The 2,160-nt window shown below is 69.1% G+C and carries 3 protein-coding genes and 1 pseudogene; 3 read left to right on the forward strand and 1 reads right to left on the reverse strand.

From position 1 onward, the window contains the following. The 3 genes and pseudogenes from GJ693_RS15625 to GJ693_RS15635 form a co-directional block, all read left to right on the forward strand. Positions 1 to 296: pseudogene (locus GJ693_RS15625) on the forward strand (acyl-CoA dehydrogenase family protein); the annotation flags it as partial. Positions 297 to 360: 64 nt separating this feature from the next. After that, entirely contained in the window at positions 361 to 1,287 is a 927-nt protein-coding gene (locus GJ693_RS15630; protein WP_235902987.1) for a PEPxxWA-CTERM sorting domain-containing protein, read from the forward strand. Then, positions 1,287 to 1,967, forward strand: coding sequence for a GNAT family N-acetyltransferase (locus GJ693_RS15635; protein WP_156257161.1), 681 nt, complete (start codon positions 1,287 to 1,289; stop codon positions 1,965 to 1,967). Before GJ693_RS15630 ends, GJ693_RS15635 begins: the two co-directional genes overlap by 1 nt. On the opposite strand, the gene GJ693_RS17160 is transcribed toward GJ693_RS15635, so the two are convergent. Continuing rightward, positions 1,952 to 2,160: hypothetical protein (locus GJ693_RS17160; protein ID WP_197042274.1), on the reverse strand; the 209-nt coding region annotated here is incomplete at its 5' end. The two genes, GJ693_RS15635 and GJ693_RS17160, sit on opposite strands and share 16 nt — an antisense overlap.

Raw genomic sequence — 2,160 nt, forward strand, 5'->3', positions numbered from 1 at the left:
TCGTCCATGCCGAGATCGCATCGGCCTGGGAGCGGGTTGTCGCCGGCGACGCGCTCGACCTTTCGGCCCGCGCCCGGCTGCGGCTGGCGGCGACCCGCCTCACCCAGGTCTCGGCGCGCGTCGCGGCCAAGATGCACGAACTGGCCGGCGGCACCTCGGTCTATGCCAGCCATCCGCTGAACCGCCGCTTCCGCGACGCGCATGTGGCGACCCAGCACGTCATGGTCGCCCCGCCGACTCTGGAGCTGGCCGGCCGCGTGCTGCTTGGCCTGCCTGCAGACGCCACCATGCTTTAGCGCTTGCGATTGCAGCCATATTTTGTATTCTTAGTGCTCGCTTAAGTATCAGGGGAAAGTCAAAATGTTTCGTTTCATTACCGCGGCTGCCGTGGGCGTCGCTGCGTTTGCCATGCCCAGTGTCGCTGCTGCGCAAACCGTCGGCTCGGCCAGCTTTGCCACGCAGCGCAATTGCAATCTCGTTTCCGGCACGCAGGCCTGTGACGGCACCGGCCCGGGCCAGGGCATTGCGAACGGCCAATATGGTGGCGGCACCGGCGTTGGCGGACTCAACATGTTCGAGCCACAGCCCGGCAACTATGCCTGGTCCGATGTGCGCTTCACCGGCGAGCTCGATCTGCCCACCATCCGCGCCGCCACCCAGGCCGGCGGCGACGTGCGCATGAACATCAACACCTTCGCCTTCCAGAGCTACACGTGGAATGGCGCGGCACCGACCGATTTTTCGATCACCGGCGCCCTGCACATCGTGGACAGCAGCACCAGTCCGTCGGGTGGCGCGCTGCCAGGCGGTTCCATCTTCACCAGCTATGTCGGCATCTGGGATCCTTCGACCATCGCTGGTCTGACGACGCCGCAGCAATTGTTCAACAGCCTGTTCTATGCCGATTGCGGAACGCCTGGCGTGCTCGGCGTCGGCAGCAACAGCGGCGTGCTCACTGGCGGTGATGCCAGCTTCACCGCCACCACGGCCGCGTGCGGGCTGGGCTCACTCACCCTCAATCCGGGCCAGTCGGTGCTGGTGGTCGTCGGCCTGCAGCTGCCGGTCAACCGCGGCGGTTTTGTCGACGCCAGCCACACCTTCAGCACCCGCCTGGGCGACAATCTGGCACCGGAGCAGAAGGACGCGATCAGCGCCAGCCTGACCTCGGCCATTTCGCAGGGCGCCATCGTCACCGGCGTGCCGGAACCGGCGAGCTGGGCGATGCTGATCGCTGGCTTTGGCCTGGTTGGTGCCACGCTGCGCAAACGGCGCGCCGCTCTGGCTTGATGCAATCGCTCGCCCGCCCGGTCTGGCAGGCGCTTGGCGCCGGTTGGGCTGGGCGGGCGGTGCGTTTCGGCGGTGCCGTGCGGCTTGATCGCCGCTTCGGGCCGTTAGCCGCGCTCGACCCGGGCGCCGATCCGGCTGACCTCGCCGCCCTCGCCGAACCAGGCGAAGCGCTGTGGCTCGTCGAGCCGGAACCGGTGCCGCCGCCGCCCGGTTTTGCCGTCACCCGCCAAGGCCAGTTGCTGCAGATGCGCGCTGGCCCGCTTGGCCCGCCACCGCCTTGCGACCTTGCCATGGAACCGCTGGGCGACGCCGATGCACCGGCCATGCAGGCGCTGGCCGCGCTCACCCAGCCCGGCCCCTTTGCCAGCCACACCAACGAAATGGGCCGATTCATCGGCGTGAAGCGCGACGGCCAGCTGTTGGCGATGGCCGGTGAACGCATGCCGCCGGCCGGTTTTGGCGAGGTGAGCGGCGTCTGCACCCATCCCGATGCACGGGGGCTGGGGCTGGCCGCCGCTCTGTCCCACGCCATCGCCAGCCGCATCGCCGCGCGTGGGGATGTGCCCTTCCTGCATTGCTGGCCCGACAATCGGGCTGCGGTCACGCTGTATGAGCGCCTCGGCTTCAGCCGGTCGGGCGCGCCGTGGCTGACGGTGATCGAACGTCAGACGAAGCTGTAGGGGTCCACGTCCACCACGACCCGCACCGAGGACGGCAGCGCCGCACCGCCCAGCCAGTCGCGCAATATGGCTGGCAGCGGCAGGTCGCGCCGGGCCTGGATCAGCAGGCGATGCCGGTGCCGCCCACGCAGCATGGCGAGCGGGGCGGGGGCCGGGCCGAGCACCATCAGCCCATCCTGGCGCGGCGCGGCGG

This window comes from Sandarakinorhabdus oryzae, assembly GCF_009733735.1.
Taxonomy (GTDB): Bacteria; Pseudomonadota; Alphaproteobacteria; order Sphingomonadales; family Sphingomonadaceae; genus Sandarakinorhabdus; species Sandarakinorhabdus oryzae.